This is a genomic window from Sphingomonas sp. 3-13AW (genome assembly GCF_049311085.1).
Classification (GTDB): domain Bacteria; phylum Pseudomonadota; class Alphaproteobacteria; order Sphingomonadales; family Sphingomonadaceae; genus Sphingomonas.
Map to the genome: position 1 here is coordinate 45374 of NZ_JASNVZ010000007.1, position 17156 is coordinate 62529.

The 17156-nt window shown below is 63.8% G+C and carries 14 protein-coding genes; 7 read left to right on the forward strand and 7 right to left on the reverse strand.

Annotated elements, in window-relative coordinates; translation table 11 throughout:
* Positions 1–95: 95 nt before the first annotated feature.
* Positions 96–536: a manganese-binding transcriptional regulator MntR gene (gene mntR / locus QP045_RS09905; RefSeq protein WP_422514820.1), complete on the reverse strand. Its 441-nt coding sequence runs from the start codon at positions 534–536 to the stop codon at positions 96–98.
* A gap of 341 nt (positions 537–877) precedes the next feature.
* Here mntR and QP045_RS09910 point away from each other — a divergent pair, with 341 nt between their 5' ends.
* On the forward strand, positions 878–2929 hold the full coding sequence (locus tag QP045_RS09910) for a TonB-dependent receptor plug domain-containing protein (RefSeq protein WP_422514821.1): 2052 nt from the start codon (positions 878–880) through the stop codon (positions 2927–2929).
* Entirely contained in the window at positions 2916–3389 is a 474-nt protein-coding gene (locus QP045_RS09915) for a thioredoxin-like domain-containing protein (protein WP_422514822.1), read from the forward strand. Before QP045_RS09910 ends, QP045_RS09915 begins: the two co-directional genes overlap by 14 nt.
* Before the next feature lie 28 nt (positions 3390–3417).
* On the opposite strand, the gene QP045_RS09920 is transcribed toward QP045_RS09915, so the two are convergent.
* Together QP045_RS09920 and QP045_RS09925 are read right to left on the reverse strand one after the other, a co-directional pair.
* Positions 3418–4602, reverse strand: coding sequence for an alginate export family protein (locus QP045_RS09920; protein ID WP_422514917.1), 1185 nt, complete (start codon positions 4600–4602; stop codon positions 3418–3420).
* A gap of 425 nt (positions 4603–5027) precedes the next feature.
* Positions 5028–5609 carry a TetR/AcrR family transcriptional regulator gene (locus tag QP045_RS09925; protein ID WP_422514823.1) on the reverse strand — a complete coding sequence of 194 codons (582 nt, stop codon included), beginning with the start codon at positions 5607–5609 and terminating at the stop codon, positions 5028–5030.
* A 159-nt stretch (positions 5610–5768) separates the two neighbouring features.
* Here QP045_RS09925 and QP045_RS09930 point away from each other — a divergent pair, with 159 nt between their 5' ends.
* The 3 genes from QP045_RS09930 to QP045_RS09940 all read left to right on the forward strand — a co-directional run bounded on the left by QP045_RS09930 (position 5769) and on the right by QP045_RS09940 (position 9537).
* Positions 5769–6359, forward strand: coding sequence for a DUF308 domain-containing protein (locus tag QP045_RS09930; RefSeq protein WP_422514824.1), 591 nt, complete (start codon positions 5769–5771; stop codon positions 6357–6359).
* Positions 6360–6447: 88 nt separating this feature from the next.
* Complete coding sequence (locus QP045_RS09935; protein WP_422514825.1) at positions 6448–7824, forward strand: FAD-containing oxidoreductase; 1377 nt, start codon at positions 6448–6450, stop codon at positions 7822–7824.
* Between the two features lie 66 nt (positions 7825–7890).
* Entirely contained in the window at positions 7891–9537 is a 1647-nt protein-coding gene (locus tag QP045_RS09940) for an alpha/beta hydrolase (RefSeq protein WP_422514826.1), read from the forward strand.
* Here the strand turns inward: QP045_RS09940 and QP045_RS09945 are convergent.
* Complete coding sequence (locus QP045_RS09945; RefSeq protein WP_422514827.1) at positions 9524–10570, reverse strand: glycosyltransferase family 2 protein; 1047 nt, start codon at positions 10568–10570, stop codon at positions 9524–9526. The genes QP045_RS09940 and QP045_RS09945 overlap by 14 nt on opposite strands.
* A gap of 81 nt (positions 10571–10651) precedes the next feature.
* Positions 10652–12151 carry an ArnT family glycosyltransferase gene (locus QP045_RS09950; protein ID WP_422514828.1) on the reverse strand — a complete coding sequence of 500 codons (1500 nt, stop codon included), beginning with the start codon at positions 12149–12151 and terminating at the stop codon, positions 10652–10654.
* 370 nt (positions 12152–12521) lie between these two features.
* Here QP045_RS09950 and QP045_RS09955 point away from each other — a divergent pair, with 370 nt between their 5' ends.
* Entirely contained in the window at positions 12522–13466 is a 945-nt protein-coding gene (locus tag QP045_RS09955; protein WP_422514829.1) for a LysR substrate-binding domain-containing protein, read from the forward strand.
* Positions 13467–13525: 59 nt separating this feature from the next.
* Here the strand turns inward: QP045_RS09955 and QP045_RS09960 are convergent, their stop codons facing one another.
* Positions 13526–13651, reverse strand: a complete 126-nt coding sequence (locus tag QP045_RS09960) for a hypothetical protein (protein WP_422514830.1) — start codon at positions 13649–13651, stop codon at positions 13526–13528.
* A 502-nt stretch (positions 13652–14153) separates the two neighbouring features.
* Here QP045_RS09960 and QP045_RS09965 point away from each other — a divergent pair.
* A complete protein-coding gene (locus QP045_RS09965; RefSeq protein ID WP_422514831.1) occupies positions 14154–14684 on the forward strand; it encodes a hypothetical protein in 531 nt (176 codons plus the stop codon).
* Positions 14685–14868: 184 nt separating this feature from the next.
* Here the strand turns inward: QP045_RS09965 and QP045_RS09970 are convergent, their stop codons facing one another.
* Positions 14869–16947, reverse strand: coding sequence for an NHL repeat-containing protein (locus QP045_RS09970; RefSeq protein ID WP_422514832.1), 2079 nt, complete (start codon positions 16945–16947; stop codon positions 14869–14871).
* Positions 16948–17156: the final 209 nt, after the last annotated feature.

Here is a 17156-nt window from a genome sequence, read left to right on the forward strand (position 1 = left end):
TATAATTTGCTCGATCCCTAGAAGCAGCCTCGATCCGCGGACCATCCGCTCTCCCAATCTCCCGATTTCGATCGCGCTATTGCCGGGTCAGACTGTCAGACGGAGCAATCCTTTCGCCCCAGCAGCTCTGATGTAAGTGCGGCCAAGGCGGTCAGCGTAGCCTCGCTGACGTGATGCTCGATCCCTTCCGAATCCGCGTCGGCCGTGGCTTCATCGATGCCGAGGGCGCGCAGGAACTCCAGCACGATCCGGTGCCGGCGCCGCGCCTCTTCGGCCATCGCTCGACCGCTCTCGGTGAGAAAAATCGACCTGTATGGGCGGTTCTCCACCAAGCCCTCACGCTTGAGGCGCGTGACGATCTTGGAAGCGGTTGCCTGTGCCACGGCCATGTTATCGGCGATGTCGGTCAGTCGCGCTTCGCCGAACTCGGCGGTCAGGTCCGCGATGAGCTCGACATAATCTTCCGCAACCTCAGTGAGGTGCGCTTCACGCGTCTTGCGAAATGCGGCCGCCCGTCGCGCGGTGTTGCCGCTCATCCCGTCCTCACCTGTTCGATGCTGCATCAGTCAGACTAGCTCCCCGCTTTGGCTGAAAAACGGGTGATCCTCAAGCCGAGACCGCGGGACACTCCATGCCAATGACGTCGCCTACCTCCCGCAGATATTGCCCCTCGCCTCCGAACCACGCTTCCGCTACACGGTGTAGCCATAGCTAACTTTGGGGTGCGGAGATGGCGTTCAGAGCTCTCGTACTGTCGGCGTGCCTGCCTATGGCAACACCGGCGCAGGCTCAGGACGGCACCCTGTCGCCAACGGCGAGCGGCGCGATGCCAGTCACAGCTGACGTGGGCGGAGAGACATCCGGTTCCGGAGCGCCCGTGGCCAACAGTGGCCAATCTGAACCGGATGATCTCGTCGTGACCGGCACGCGCACGGCCCGCACTCGGCGTGACACGCCGATCCGCACAGACGTAATCGGCTCCGCGCTGCTCAGTCGCGCCGCGCCGCGCAACCTGGGCGATGCGATCGACTTTCTTCCCGGCGCTAGGGCCGAGAACAACTGCCAGAACTGTAACACGACCGAGATCCAGCTTCTCGGCCTGCCGGGCAGCTACAACCAGATCCTGCTCGACGGCCTCCCGCTCGTGACCGGTGTCGCTGCGGTCTATGGCGTGGAACAGGTGCCAGCCGTGCTGGTCGAGCGGATCGAGGTCGTAAAAGGCGGTGGCTCCGCGCTCTATGGTCCTGGCGCGGTTGCCGGCGTCGTCAACGTGATCCCGCTGCGTCCGGAACGCGACGGTTTTCGCAGCACGCTTGATCTGCAGCTGCCGGGCGGCGAGCGGGCAGTTTCTTCCTCGATCGTCGGTAGCAAGGTGCTGGCGGACGGTCGCGGCTTTGTGAACGCCTATGCGCAGGCCGAACATTCGCCGGCGATAGACCTCAACGACGACGGCTATAGCGAACTCGCGCGACGCCGCCTTGCGACCACTGGCGCACGCGGGGAATGGAAGCCCGGCGAGGCCACCACGGTTGCACTCGACTATCAGTACACGCGCGAACGACGCCGTGGCGGCAATCGGCTCGATCAGCCCTGGTTCCTCGCCAATATCACCGAGGCGATCGACAGTGACGTTCATCGCGGCAGCGCCAGCGTTGCTCAACAACTGGGCGAACAGACGAAGGTGGCCGGCGTGTTCGCTTTTTCCGACCTAGCGCGGAAGGCGTTCTACGGCGGGCTGGGTGATGTGGTCGCCGACCCTGCAGATCCGGGCTTCGACCAAGCCCTCTTCGATGCGGCCGTTGCGGTGAGCCGCACCCAGTATAGCCGCACGCGCGACCGCTTTCGCTTCGGCGAGGTTCGCCTGGAGTCCGTGCAGGGTCGCCATGCGCTGCTCGGCGGGATTCAATACCGCTGGGAAGGCGTGCGGGATCGCAATACCGACGTGGACGATCGGGTGCTGGGCACGATCGTAGAGGACGATTTTTCCACGCTCGGCGGCTTCGTGCAGGACGAGTGGACGTTGAACGAGGGGTTGCGGCTCGTGCTAGGCGGGCGGATCGACAAGAGTTCCGAGCTCGACGATGTGGTCGTTTCGCCGCGTATCGGGCTTTGGGCTTCGCCCACATCGTCCCTGGTGCTGCGCGCCAACTATTCGACCGGCTACCGCGCGCCCGAGGTGTTCAGTGAGGACATTCACATCGACGTGCTGGGGGCCGATCCGATCCGGGTGCGCAATGCCGACGGTTTGCGGGAGGAACATGCCGACAGCTATGCGTTGGGCTTCGACTGGCGACCGGCGTGGAACGACGGAGCGTTCACCCTTGACGGGCAAGCCTATCTGACCCGGCTGTCCGATACCTTCTTCCTTGGCCCGATCGAGGAGGCGACGGACGGCACCTTGTTTCGCACCCGTTCGAATACCGGGGGCAGCCGCGTGATGGGCGCTGAGATCAGCACGTCGTACCGCCTGACGTCCTCCCTGCGGCTGCTGGCGAGCGGCGTGTACTTGGACGCGCGATACGATGACCGGCAGACCGTCTTCGAGGAAGAGGACGAGGGTATCGTGCTGACCACCCGGCGTTATCTCAAGAGCCCGCAATGGTCTGGCGTCGGGCAGATCCTGTGGGATGCGACGCCCAATCTCGATGTGTTCGTCGGCCTGCGCTACATCGGGCGCATGGACGTGCTGAACAATCGAGCCGCCGAAATCCGGCGCGTCGGTGACTTCCTCATGGCAGACCTCACGGCAACCCGGCATTTCGCATTGAATGCGGACGGGTCGCGTGAGGTGGACCTGACGCTTGGGGTGAAGAACGCCACCAACGTGCGTCAGCGCGACCTGGAGGTCGGAGCCAGCCGCGACAGCACCTATGTCTATGGCCCGCGCCTGCCGCGCACCTTCTTCGTCCGGCTCAGTGCCCATTATTAGGCGCCTTGCGATCACGGCCGCGGCGCTTCTGTGCATCGCTGCATCTCCGCTGAAGGGCGACTATCATCGCCTCGACCGGGGTGCTCCCAGGCCAGCCACGACGCCGACCGGGCCGGTACTGGTCTACTATGGTGCAAGTTGGTGCGGGCCCTGTCGCGCCTTCATCCCGGAGCTGATCGCCGCCTACCCCCGACTTCGCCAGCAAGGCGTGGAGATACTGTTCGTTGCGGACGAGAGCTGTGCGGCCGCACTGGACTATGCGCGCACCGTGCGGATGCCGTGGCTGCTGCTACCGTGCGATCCCGCCCGCACCGCGCGGCTCCGGCGACTTGGCGGATCGGCACTTCCAGGATTGGTGCTGCTGGATGCGACGGGCAACGTCTCGGCGTCGAGTTGGCACGCAAACGGCACGAGTGGTCCGCGAGCGACATTGGCCCGCATCTTGTCCGAATGGCCGTGACCCGGGCACTGATCACGCAGGCCGTTCGTCAGTAGACCCAATCCAGCTGAACCCACGTCTTGTCTGTATCGGTCGCGAACGTGTCGGCTCGATAGCGGGCGTGGCGGAGCGACACGAGCGTCCGGCGCAGCTTCACACTGGCGAGGAGATCAATCTCCTTCCCATAATGCTCGCCGAGTCGATCGCTGCGAAAGCGGTGCCAGGTTCCGGCGAGCGTGATCGCGTCCGCGCCCAGTACGTCCTTCCACCCATAGCCGCCGCCCAGGTATAGATCGCGCACGCCGTTGGGCGGGGTCGTCAGGAATTTGTCGGCCCAGCCCTGGAACTTGAAGTTCGTGCCCAGCGGGGTCTGAAAGCTCGTGAACGGCACACCGCGGTCCGCGCCCAGCACTTCGTACCCCCCGTTGAGCGACAAACCCCCGAGGGAGAGCGTGGCATCGGCGAGATAGTAGTTCGCGTGGTAGCGGTTGGGGTTGCGATGCCAGTCACTCTGACGCGCGTAGCTTAGTTGCCAGGCCAGCTTCGTGCTCGGCGAAAAGGCGCGCGACCCGGCCAGCCGCGCGCCATAGCTCTGGCTGGAGAGCCGATACTCCTGCAGGGCAGCTTCATCCTGATCGACGAGATAAGCGAAACCCGTGAGAGTGCCGATCGGTGTGGCATAAGAGAGGTTGGCGAACACATTGTCGCCGCCCACCGCCTGCGGGCGCGCACCGCGGCCATCGATCCCCCAGATCGTCCGGACGCTCCACGCATAGGCTACGTCCAGCTTGAGCTTCGGGAGCGGCATCAGTTCGGCGCGGACGGCGTCGAAAGTCTGTGCATTGTCGCGGAATCCGACGTTGCCGACGAAGCGCTCATCGTCGAGGGCAATGCGTTGCCGCCCCGCGGTCAGGGCGAACGCCTTGCTCTGGTACCGGACCTGTGCCCGATAGAGCGCGATGTTCTGCGGATCCGCGACCAGCGGGCGCGACGCGTCGCCGGTCAGGCCGTCGAAGTAATGGTCGACTGCGGCAAGCGTGCCCTGCGCCTCGACCAGCGCGCTCCATCCGTCCAGCGTCGCCTCGATGCCGCTGCGGACCCGGATCGTAAGCGCGTCGGCGTCGCGAGCCAGCCCGTCCTGCTCGACATGTTCGTAGCGCACGCGCGCGTCGACGAGCGGTTTGACCTCTATGTCCTGCGCGTAGGCAGGCTCTGCGAGCGCCAGTGCGGTCATCGACAAGAAGAAGTGCTTCACGACGAACTCCTCAGCCGGCAGAGCCAATGAGCCGAACCGCGCTCGCGCGCGTGCCGGCCAGTCCCACTTCTAGGCGCGCACCTCGTTGCTCCAGCAGTGACGCTCGAGGCCTGCGCTGCCACCTTCGGGACAATGCTGGAATACGTAGGATCACGCCCCGTCCTGCCCCCAGGGTACTGACCGCGCGGAAGCGGCGTGAAGCTCAGAGAGCAAAAGGGGTGCGGTTGATTACGGCTGTTCGCATGGCGTCGGCGCGATGAAGCGTTGTTTGCGGGTTCTCCCGCCCCGCCCCCGCGCCGAGCCTGCAAAAGTCAGGCTAGCGGGTGCCATCCCGATGGGTGATTGCCGCACGACGTCCGAAGTTGTTCAACAAGGGGCGCCAGCATCGCGTCTACTTCTGCCGCTCAGACGCGAATGCGGTCGATCTGCGAGTCCACGATAGTCTTGAACCGGCCCGGGTCCTCCAACGCGCGGGCGACGAGCATGGCACCGTACACGGCTGCCATAAAGTTCTCGGCCTCCAACTTCGGCGACGTCTCCAGGCTCATCGTTCCTTGACGGACGCCCAGTGCCAGAACGCCGTCCAACCAAGCGGCGAGGTCAGCGAAATGCCCGCGCACTGCGGCCGCGATCGGCTCCGGAAGGGCGGGTAGTTCAGCGGCCAACACCGCTGCCAGGCAGAAGGGCGCGCTCTGGTCCTGTATGCAGCGCTCCCAATAGCCGGTGTACATCAGCAGCTGGTCCATGGCAGCCGGCGCGTTCTCCCTAAGAAAGGCAATCTGCGCCCGGATACGTGCGCGCCCTTCCTCCACAACCCGGATGACGAGGTCGACCTTGGAGGGGAAGTGGTGATGGATGCTCGGCTTTCGAATGCCGAAACGCTCCGCGAGATCGGCGTAGCTGAAACCATTGTACCCACCGCGCATGATGAGCTGCGCAGCCCCGTCGACCAGCTTCTCCGCAGTATTTCCTAGTGCCGCAGCCACGCTACCTACCTCCTGATAGGGCCGATATATGCCGTTCTCGCTGTGGTGCAAACTCGCATCCTTGTCGTGCTTGTCGCGGTTTCTTCGGAACCAATTCCCCGCGAGACGGTTGACCCGGCCTCGCCTACCTACTAGTCGGTTTGTGTCTGGAGAAATGTCATGGCCTCTCATCCCATCGAAAATCGTGCGCCCTCTTCCCCATCCAGCTGGCTTCGTAGCTATTATTTCACCCGGTTCGCCTTCTCGGCGCTGTGGGTTGCCGCCGCCTTTACCCTTGCACAACACGCCCCGGCCCTCGCAGCCCTGATGTTGGTTGCCTATCCGGCGTGGGACGCGATTGCCAATTACGTCGACGCCCGCCGCAGCGGCGGCATCGCCCGTAACAAGAGCCAGATGCTCAACTTCGTCGTCAGCGTGGCGACGGCCATCGCGGTGGCCGTGGCGCTCGGGCTGAGCAACAACGCCGTTCTTCAGGTATTCGGCGTGTGGGCTGCTCTCGCTGGCCTGTTCCAGCTCGTCACCGCCGTCCGGCGATGGAGTTCCTGCGGCGCGCAATGGGCTATGATCCTCAGCGGCGCCCAGTCGATCCTTGCAGGCGGCTTCATGCTCAAGATGGCCGCAGGAACTGAACCCGTCGGCATCGCCAACATCGCGCCCTATGCCGCGTTCGGCGCCTTCTACTTCCTGGTGTCGGCCCTGTGGCTCACGGTTAGCGAAGCTCGGCGGGCCTCGAAGCGCGCCGCCATATAAACCGCCCAAGCGCCTGCACACTCGGTCTGCTTCATGTAGGCTCGGGTTGTGCGGACCGCCGGTGCTCAACCGAACAGAGGCTAACTCGATGCGCAACTTCGACGCGATCATCATCGGTGCCGGTCAAGCCGGCCCGCCACTAGCCGGACGGCTCGACGCCGCTGGTATGTCAGTGGCCATCATCGAACGCCACCTCGTCGGCGGGACTTGCGTTAACACCGGCTGTAAGCCGACCAAGACGCTGGTTGCCAGCGCCCATGCCATCCACACGGCGCAACGAGGCAGCGACTACGGCTTCTCCCTGGAGGGGCCAGTCTCTGTCGACATGAAGGCGGTGGCAGCGCGCGCGCGGAAAGTGATCGTAGACTCCCGGACTAGCAACGAGACTTGGCTCTCGGACCTCTCACGCGTCGAGCTGATCCGCGGCGAAGCACGCTTCGAGGGTCCGCACATCGTCACGGTGAACGGGGAACGCCTGACGGCGCCGCGCATCTTCATCAACGTCGGCGGCCGGGCGGTAATTCCCGACCTGCCCGGCGTCGGGGACGTGCCCCTCCTCACGAACAGCGACATGGTCGCGCTCGATAGCCTGCCGCGACACCTGGTGATCATCGGCGGCAGCTACATCGGACTGGAGTTCGCCCAGATGTACCGGCGCTTCGGCGCCGAGGTGACGATCGTCGAGCGTTCGGACCGCCTGATCTCGCGCGAGGATCCGGACGTGTCTGCGACGGTGCGTGAGATCCTGGAGGCAGAGGGCGTCACCGTCCGCACGGGCGCCACCTGCATCGGCTTCAAGCGGTGCGGCGATGCGGTAGCGGTGACGGTCGATTGCGCGGAGGATCCCCGCCCGGTGGTCGCCACCCATGTTCTGATGGCAGTCGGCCGGCGCCCCAATACCGACGACCTCGGCCTAGACGCGGCCGGCATCGCCGCCGACAGCCGCGGCTATATCACCGTCGACGACCATCTGCAGACCAACGTGCCCGGTGTCTGGGCGCTGGGCGATTGCAACGGTCGCGGTGCCTTCACCCACACCGCCTATAATGATTTCGAGATCGTGGCGGCGAACCTGCTCGACGGAGACGATCGCCGCTTAAGCCAGCGCCTGCCGGGCTATGCACTCTACATCGATCCACCGCTCGGCCGCGTCGGCATGACCGATGCCGAGGCTGCGAAGAGCGGCCGCCGACTGCTCCACGCCAAGCGCCCGATGACTCGCGTCGGACGCGCCGTCGAAAAGGGCGAGACCCAAGGCTTCATGAAGATCGTGGCCGACGCCGACACCCGCCGCATCCTGGGCGCGGCGATCCTCGGCACCGGCGGCGACGAGGCCATTCACGGCATCCTCGACATGATGAACGCCGATCAGCCGATCGAAGCGTTACGATGGGCGGTTCCGATCCATCCGACGGTTTCCGAATTGATCCCCACTGTCCTGCTCGATCTCAGAGCTGCCAAGTAGCCGACGGTTGGCGGGAGTCGAAGGCGCCCAAGCCGCGCGGCTCGGAGATGAACCTTAGGAACAGCGATGCGCCTCTTGCTAGCACCGATCTTTGCCTTTGCCCTTATTGGTACGACCACGCCCGAAACGCGGTTTTCCGTGACTCTTGCCCGCGACGATACCGGGCATGCTGGTGGTCGGCTGCTGCTGTTTGCCGAGGCGGCCACGGCGGAAAATGCGACATTTGACGCTGTCGATATCCGAGGCCCGGGCGACAGGATTGCGGTTGCAGCGCGCGACATCACAGACTTCGGCCCCGATCGTCGCGTCACTATCGACACGGAGGAAAGTGCGTTCTCCACGGGCTTCACAACGCTTCCTGCAGGTCCGTATCGGGTGCAAGTCGTGCTCGATCGGAACCGCGACTATGCCTACGGCGGCCGCGGGCCGGGCGATCTCGTGTCGAAAGTCGTAACTGTCCGCTTTCCGCTTACCTCCGTCCCTTCCATCGCACTGGAAGATGCCGTCTCCCCTGCGGCAGCCCAGTTCGACACCGCGGGGCTTCCGCCCCGGGCGGCGGAGCAAATCACCGCATCCCGCGCGCATCTGCACGAGGAACAGATCACGTCGAACGCACTGACGCGCTTCCGCGGCACAGAGCAAAAGATCCGCGCCTGGATACTGACGCCTCCCGGCTACGATTCAAAGGCGCGGGTAACCTATCCGACCGTCTATACGGCCGGGGGTTTCGGGACGACGCACAAGCTGGACGGGCAACAGCTCTCGCGGATCTGGCACCTCATGGAGGCGGGCGCCATACCGCCCATGATCTGGGTCGCGGTCGATTATGCGACCGCCACCGGCACCACTGAGTTCGCAGATAGCGTCAACAATGGCCCATGGGGCCTCGCGCTGGTCACTGAGGTGATCCCTACGCTGGAGGCAAGGTACCGGATGGATGCCAAGCCGTCCGGCCGGTTCCTGACGGGCCACAGCTCGGGAGGATGGTTCGCGCTCTGGACGATGGTGCGATATCCCGCATTCTTCGGGGGAAGCTGGGCGACTTCACCGGACCCGGTCGACTTTCACGATTTCCTGGGCGTCGACCTCTATGCACCCGATGCGAACATGTATCGCGACTCACGTGGTGCGCCCCGCCCTCTGGAGCGCGATCACGGCAAGATACTGGCGACCATCGAGCAGGCAGCAAAGCTCGAGGCCATCCTGGGGCGTGACGGCGGGCAATTCCGCTCCTTCGACTGCGCCTTCTCGCCGCGCGGCGCAGACGGGAGCGCCGCCTTCCTGTTCGATCGCCAGAGCGGCGCCATCGAACCGACGGTCGCGGCCTATTGGCGCGAAAACTACGACATCTCGCGCCGCATTGAGACCAACTGGGGACAGCTGAAGCCGTACCTGGAGGGCAAAGTACACGTGACGACCGGTGCTGCGGACTCGTTCTATTTGGAGCGTTCGGTTCGGCGTCTTGAAGGCACGTTCCGCAAAGTTGGCGCGCGCGCGGAGTTCACCTACGTCCCTAACGCCTCGCACGGGGTGTCGGAGGTCTATGCACGAGGGGAGGATCGCAGCGCGCTATGGAAGGAAATAGCGAGTGCAATGTATGCGGTCGCGCGCCCCGGACGTGCTGCGGCGAAGGACAGCCAACCAAGGGGACATAACAACCGCAATCAGCTGGAAGACAGGAGGATTACGCCTGCGCGGACTAGAGTGACTTGATTTTGAGCGCTCGTTCGTTCCAAAGTTTCGCCGGCGACGGGAGTGCATGACAGAACCAGCGTAATGCCTTCGGCGAGATCAGCGGCTGCCATAGCGATGCCCCGAGCAGCTCCCGGATCCCGGCGGCGCCGCCGCCCCCCCGGCACGCAAGCGCCCACACATACGCACAGGCGAGATCGAAGCTTGCGACGTCTAGTGCTCGCGACTGCTCATTGGCGGATTTCAAACGTGTCAGCCATGCGTGTGTCCACTCCAGGAAGTCACCGGGCAGTTCGACACCAGTGAGGTTTGCCTGGCCGAGCAAGGCATGACGCGCAGCTTCCTCCGCCGTCGGGTCGACCCCGATCGCGAGCAGCCGGGAACGGCACATGCGTGCCTTCGTCTCCCGTATCTGAACGTGATACTCCCGAACCATCTGGCCGCTGTGCAAGCGACGGTCGATTAACGTCTGCGGCAGGTTGGCGAGACGATGATCGCGGGACAGTCGCTGAAGGACATCGACGTCGCAGCAAACCGGAAACGCGCCATTGTATCGATAGCGTTGCAGAACATCGGCGCGGCCCGTCAACGACGACTGTTGAAATGCAGAGCGGAAGACAAGCCACGCGGAAATCAGTTCGTGATCAAGCGGCGGTAGCCGCCGACCCGGCTTGCGGCGACCATCTGCGCGGAGCTTGCCCGCAGCGGAGCCTACCATCGCGAGCTCCGCGTGCCGCTCCAGGTAAGCGACCTGGACCGCGAGCCGGCGCGGACGCGCCACGTCGTCGCTGTCCAGCCAGGCGATGTACTTGCCAGTAGCGGCATCGAGCCCGGTGTTTCGCGATGCCGCCTCGCCCATGTTGCTAGGATGGCGCAGATAGCCCACACGAGCGTCCCGCACCTCTGCGACCCTCTGCTGCGTATCATCGGTCGAGCCGTCATCGACCACGATGACCTCAACGTCCTGCATCGTCTGCGCCAGGATGCTGGAGATCGCATCGACAACAAAGTGTGATCGATTGTGCGTTGGGATAATGACTGAGACTAGCGGCATTGTAGCAGCGCCTTGATGTAGATGTGGTGAAACGCGTGGTGTTGCCCGCTAATGAGCGGCAGAAACCCCGCCGTGGATCAGCTATGCACGTCCCGGCGTCTTCGAATTCGCACTGACGGCTTGCGCCGAGATGCTTGGACGCTCGCGGAGCCTGTAGGTAGACACGCGCTTGCGCCCCAACTTCACTCGGCCTTCGAGACGGTAGCTTTGAGCCAACAGTTCCAGGGCCAAAGAGCGGATCTCAGGTCGCTCGCCATCGTAGGGTGGCCCCATGACCACCACTTCGGGCCTCGCCGAGAAGACGTGTCGAATTTCAGATGCCTGATCGACGCCGATAGCTCCCGCTTCCCGGGCTCGAGTAAGATGGCTCGGGAAGACGTAGCGGGAAACAGCGCATCGGCCAGTCGCTGGATACAGCATGCTGGAAGAAGAATAGACGTAAAGGCAGCCCGGACCCCGTCCAACGGAATCGACTAGGCGCGCGAACTCGTGGGGCGTGCCGCGCTGAGAGCGGTTGACCGCCAGGCTCACCTGACCCGCGATTGCACCTGCGAGCAGCAACGAGAAGGAGACCACCTTCCGGTCGGGACGACTGAAGGAGCCAGCAGCCAATGTGCAGGCGGGCAGCACGACGGGCAGCGTATAGTGGAACGTCCATGGCGGCAGAATGGCGAAGGCGAGGAGCGACACCGCCAGCCAGCCTCGTAGGAAACCGTGAACCCCAGTGCGCTCAGCGGCCTTTGGGGTGCCTCCAGCGAACGCCACCGTGACAAGGGGCGCCAGGATGAGACCCGCCTTGAGGATGTTGGCGACCTCCTCCTGTATCGGATCGCCATTCCGGGTGAGGATCGACTGAAAGTTTGCAAACACGAACTCCTGCAGATGCCCCGTTCCGGCGTAGACCATCGTCGCCACCACGGTGGGCATCAGCGCGGCCGCGGCCAGGATCGTGCCCCAACCTGCGGCCACGCTAAGGCGACCGGACTGGCGCCATTCGCGATGCACCAGCCACAGTCCAAAGAAGATCCCCTCGAACACGACCGAGTATTTGATCTGGAGCGCCAGACCCACCAAGCTCATCCCGATCAAGCCGTTGCGTCGCCGCTTCGGACCATCGGCATTGAGGATATAGAGGGCGGCGAGGGCCATCAGTGCGTTGTAGAAGATGGGCGACTGCCCCCCTTGGCCGCCCGCAAAGACGACCCACAGAGCATAGGCGGCACCGGCCATCGTGCTCCCGCGCTCCCAGCCGGCTTTCGCAGCGATCCTGGTAATCAGCCAGGCTGTCGACACGACGCATGCAAACGCCATGATCTGGTAGAACCAAATACCCAAGGGAAGTCCGAGCTTTCCGGGCACAGCGTAGATGAGGAACAGCCCGACAGGCTTGCGGTCCCAGACGTCAACAAACGGGACCGCGCCGTTGGCCATCGCTCCGCCGACAGCGAAGTAGAATTCCTCGTCAGTATAGAGAATAGGGGTGCCGAAGGCGGCCACTCGACTAACCACAGTCACAGCAAGCAGGATTATTAGCGAAAACCTTGCCGAGGAACCGGCTACGCTTGGCGACTTGTCAGTCATTGGGGATTCCGGAATCGGGAAGCGAGGCGCTACTGACGCCTGACGAGCGAATATCTACAGAGCCTATGAATATAGACCGGAGTCGATCGAGCTCGCCTGCGATGTGCCATGACGAACATCACGCTCCGTATGGTCTTCATAATGATGTTCGTGTTTTAAGATGGCACAGCCAGTCATTTGCGTAATCAACGATACTATGGGCTGCATTAGACTGGCGGCGGCGCCCTGGGAAACCGCTTGTAGCGATAGTACATATAAGCAGCGTTGATGCTGGGGAGCCGGGCTGCTATGAATTCCCTCAACATGATCCGGCAACTATGGACGGCCGTCACGCCTGGGCTGGCGCTAGGCCGGAACAGGTCACACGACGATGAACCTTGAGGGGCTGGATCTTAACCTCCTGATAGCCCTGGAGGCGCTGCTGAGGGAGCGCAGCGTCACGCGAGCTGCAGAGCGTATCAACATCTCGCAACCGGGGATGAGCGCTGCACTACAGAAGCTCCGGCGCTATTTCTGCGATCCGCTGCTTGAGCGTGTCGGCCGCGACATGCAGTTGACGGCGCGAGCACGCGCGCTCGCGGAGCCGGTGCAGTCCATCCTGTCCCAAGTCCGCGAGCTCAGCGAGGGATCGCGCCAGTTCGACCCACTCTCCGCCGAGCGCGTATTCCGCGTGGCGGCGACGACCTATTGCTGTGAGCTGCTCGCGACGCCCCTGATCTCCAGACTTCGCACGGTAGCGCCGCTCATCAGCGTGCAGTTCATGGAGCTGGCCGCCGATACGGCCGACCTAGTCTTCGATTGCCATATCGATTTTGCAATCACCATCTCCGCTAACTTTATCAAGAGGAGGCAGCCGGATAATACCCATTTGAAATCAATAAAGCTGTTCGACGACGAGTTTGTAGTAGCGATTGCAAAGTCCAATCCTAACGTAGGCGAAACCCTGTCCTTTGACGAACTATGCGGCATGAATTATGTTGAGACTCGGTTCGGCGGAACAATCGTGGGTATCAGCGAGCAACTTTGGCAACAGCAACGCAGACAGCCGCACGTATCGGGCTGGCTTCCGAACTTCCATCTAACCTTAGATGCGATCAGCCAGACTGACATGGCAACGATAGTTCCCTCCCTGCTCGTCGCTCAACGGGGCGAGCGATATAATGTACGGTCGCTTCCGGTCCCCTTCGACATGCCTGTCCTCGAGGAACGGCTCTATTGGCATCGGCGCAATGACAAGGACCCTGGCCATGGGTGGATGGTTGAAGCGATCAAGGAAGTTGCCGTGGGCTTGGGTAGCGGGGTAAGCGTGCCGTAATGCCGCTCGACGGTGTCGCGACACTGATCGAGTGGAAATTACCTGGTAAGTCGGCATCGTTAAGGGGCAATGCGTTGCCGCCCCGCCGTCAGGGCGAACGCCTTGCTCTGGTACCGGATCTGCGCCCGGCAGAGCGCGATGTTCTGCGGATCCGCGATCAGCGAGTGCGAAGCGTCGCCGGTCAAGCCGTCAAAGTAATGGTCGACCGCGGCAAGCCTGCCCTGCGCCTCGACCAGCGCGCTCCATCCCTCGAGCGCCGCCTCAACGCCGCTGCGGACCCGGATCGTGAGCGCGTCGGGAAGTGTTTCGCGGCGAGCTCCTCAGCCGGCAGAGCCCATGAGCCCGGACTCAGCCGCGTCTTCCGGCCACTCCCTCCGTCACACGCGCATGCCGCTGGATACTGCTGAAAATACGTCGGATCACGCGCCCTCCTGCCCACCGGAAACGGGGAGCGCTGGAAGCGTGCACACGGTGTATCAACAGCCTGCAGGCAGAGTGTAATCGCTGTTCCGCGGCAGCAGTGTAGTCATAGTCGTCCTTGTCGCTCGTGAGGCGCTGCAGAAGCATAGATATTTCCTCGATCAGTAGGAGGCTGCTTCCCGGACCGGCTCGCTCCAAGCTTGCGGAGGGAGTGCGTAGCGACGCGCAACCAACGCGGGTAAGACAAGACTTAGGTTCGGCTTGGTTGTGGCAAATATCGATCAAAGTATCGGGATGCTCAAGGAGAATGACATGGCGCGGAAGTTGGCACTCGCAGCGTTGCTCGCCAGCTGTGGGTCGATCAGCGCCTTGGCGGCTGACATCGGCCGGTCGAGCATAGAGGCGAATCTGAGCACCGATGAAACCGTTGACGCGGGGCAGGTGTCATTCGCCTCTCTGCCGTCGGAAGGGGATATTGCGCGTCTCTTCAAAGCGGCTTCTCAGCCGACTTACCGCGCGAAGTGGGATTGCGGTGTCTCCCGGTCTGGCCAACTCGAGAACTGCAATCTTGCGGACGTATCGCCGAAGAACGCTGATCGACGGGCTTTGAAGGCGCTGCTCGACAAGGTGCGCCTAGATGCGCCGACGGTGAAGATGGCCCGCCAGAAGCAAGCACGAGTGTATCTCGACGCCTATTTCGATGATGGGCGGCCTGGTCGGGATCGCTCATGTCCTCCCGGCTGGTGCCCGGTCACACCTGCGCCACCTCCGCCGCCAGAAGATCCGGGCCGCCGGTAAGGCGGCGGCCGGCTGCGGCTCTACAACCCTCAGTCGAGGCAATGGAGACTGAACTTCGCGAGCCAGGGCAACGGAATGCTGACCGCGCCATCCTCGTCCGGGTTATCGTCCCGCAGGTCTCGCGGAACGCTCAACTATCGAAAGCACCATACCGCTCGTTGATGTTTACCCAGGGTCGCCTCTGTCACCGGATCGCAATCGGCAGGTCTCGCCCGGACACCGCCACATTACCCATCCGATCGGCAGCAAGGATGCGGATGACATAGTTGCCAGCCGGCAGATCGGCCGGGTTCCAGCCGACCTTCTCGGTTCGGCCATGCCGCGCCCGGTTGCTGACGACGTATAGCATCCGGGTGCGCTGATCGCTGTGGACGGTATCGCCGCTCGCGGGCGCGTAGACGATCTTCGCGGCGTCGGGGGCCAGCGGCATTCGGTCGAACTCCAGCGTGATCCGCGGCTGTTCGAAGCCGCGCACCGGCGTCCCATCCGCCTTGAGGATCTGGAAGCCCGCCTTGTAGAGGCCGAGGCGGCGACGGGCCGCATTTCCGTCCACCTGGTCCCAGGCCTCGGCCACGATATCCAGCGGCCCGCTGTCTGCGGGGACGAGCAGGCGCCCGTCGGGCATCCGATCCAGCCGGCGCCCTTGCCCGTCAAGGAGATGCACGTCGTCGATCCGTGGCGAGACGTGGTCGGACAGACCGGGGAATGGGAGCGCCAGCGCGTTCAGCTTGCCGCGCGGCGGCCCCAGCTCCAGGTGAACATGCGCCATGCGGTTGATCGTCCCGATCCGATCGCCGACGCCAAAGCGCGTGCCCCGTCGGATTCTCACCCGCACGACTTTCCCCTCGGCATTGCGGATCAACTGAAAGCGGGCTTCGTCGAGCGGCTGGTCATCGAGCGTGCGGCCGACGCGCATATGCACATAGGTCATCTGATCGATCCGCAGCGCCTCGTTCAGGCCGCCGACATCGCGAGAATTCGGAAGTGGATCGCGCACGGTCTCGGCCGCGACAGCCAGCACGATCGTGCCAAGGGGCTTGCTGATATCGAGACCGGCGTGGAGGTGATGGCGGCTCTCGCCTTCATAATTCCCACGCACCTCCCCCATGACGCCGACCACCTCATGCGATCCATATTGTGGGGCAAAGGGCCAAGGAAACGGCCGGGTGCGGACGAACGCGGGAGGCTGGGTTTCAGCTAGGACGGTGTCGGGACCCGTATCGACAGTGCGAAGGCTGAGTTTGCGGATTACGAAAGCCGAAGGGTCCGCGACATAGAGCGCGCCCTTGCGATCGACCGCCACCCCGGAGGGCCCGAGCAGGCGCAACTCGGCATTGCCTGGGCTCGCCGCCCCCTCACCGGCCAGGACGCTGAGCCCGCCCTGCGGCGACATCTGCACGATCCGGCCGCGCTGATAGGAAGCGATGTAGACGAAGCCATCCCAGGTCGACGCCAGTCCGATCGCGCCCCTGAGCAGGCCGGCAGGATCGTCAGGATCGGTGCGCGCGAGGGTCGAGGCGACGCCGCCTGGCGTCACCTTCCGGATGGCATTGTTCCCAGTATCCGCGACAAGGATCGCGCCTTCATGGTCCAGCGCGATGCCGGTGGGGGTGTCGAATGCAGCGGTCACGCCCGCGCCATCGGCAAAGCCCGGCTGGCTCTGCCCGGCCACCGTGCGCACCTCGCCATCGGAGGTGATCAGGCGGATGCGGTCGTTATAGCTGTCGGCGACATAGACATTCCCCTTGGCGTCGACCGCGACGCCGATCGGGCCGTCGAACTGCGCGCTCGAGCCGGGGCCGTCGCGATAGCCCGGGAGGCCCGTGCCTGCGAGGGTCGTGACCGCACCTTCCGGGCTGATCATCCGGATCACATGCCCGCCGGTCTCCGCGACGATGACATTGCCCTTCCTGTCGATCGCGAGGCCGGAGGGCGTGTCGAAGGATCCGGGCAGCGTTGTGACCACGCCCTCGGGACTGATTCTGCGGACACGACCGCGGTCCGCTGCGTCGGCGACATAGAGCACCCCCCGCTCGTCCATCGCCACCGCGAATGGATCGCCGAACCGTGCTGCCGCCCCTGGGCCATCGGCCTGCCCCCGCACCCCGTCGCCGGCGACGGTAGTAAGCGCCGCCTGCCAGCCGATGACGGTCTGCGCCGGTTGGAGCCAACCGAGCACGGACAACAGCCAATATCCCCCGCCGGCTATGACGAGGACAATGAGAACAAAGATCGGGACGGCGCGCGAGGTCTTGCTGAACATCGCGGCTACTTAGCCGCAATCGACCGGACTAGCGCAACGGCGGCTTGCGGACATCCAGCTGTCCGGGACGGATGGTACGATTCGAAGCCCTAGACCCCGTTCAGCCGAACCTCAGTGCGCCTCAGAAGCGGTGATCCGTTCATCTCCCCCGTACGCCTGCGGGTATCGAGGAGGCTAGCTTCGCGCGGAAGGCGACGGCGACGCGATCA